This window comes from uncultured Endozoicomonas sp., assembly GCF_947495845.1.
Taxonomy (GTDB): Bacteria; Pseudomonadota; Gammaproteobacteria; order Pseudomonadales; family Endozoicomonadaceae; genus Endozoicomonas.
The window spans coordinates 1-426 of record NZ_CANMAO010000108.1 but is presented as its reverse complement, the minus strand read 5'-3'; the positions used below and the strand labels follow the sequence as shown (position 1 = coordinate 426).

1 protein-coding gene is annotated in these 426 nt (G+C 53.8%); it reads right to left on the bottom strand.

Features of this window, described 5'->3' with window-relative positions; genetic code table 11:
- The coding region (locus Q1B11_RS20310) for a hypothetical protein (RefSeq protein ID WP_299735843.1) at window positions 1–426 on the bottom strand (426 nt) is incomplete at both ends.

Sequence of the window (426 nt, the reverse complement as noted above, 5' to 3'; positions counted from 1 at the left end):
CAGCGTCAGGAAGGCTTCCACGTCCGCCTTTTTCGGTAAACCTTTGCTATGACACATGGCAGAAATATTGGTGACCAGTGCCCGGTCGAGCGGTTTGTTCTTAACGTCCTCGTCTTCGCCCGCCTGCCAGCCCTTTTTCAGGCAGGGCAGCGTCAGGAAAGCTTCCACATCTATCTTTTCCGGTAAGCCTTTGCTGCTACACATGGAAGAAATATTGGTGACCAGTGCCCGGTCGAGCGGTTTGTCCTTATCGGCATCGTCTTTGCCCTCCTGCCAACCCTCTTTCAGGCAGGGCAACTTCAGTAAGGCTTCCACGTCCATCTTTTTCGGTAAGCCTTTGCTATGACACATGGAAGAAATGTTGGTGACCAGTGCCCGGTCGAGCGGTTTGTCTTTAACGGCATCGTCTTTGCCCTCCCGCCAGCC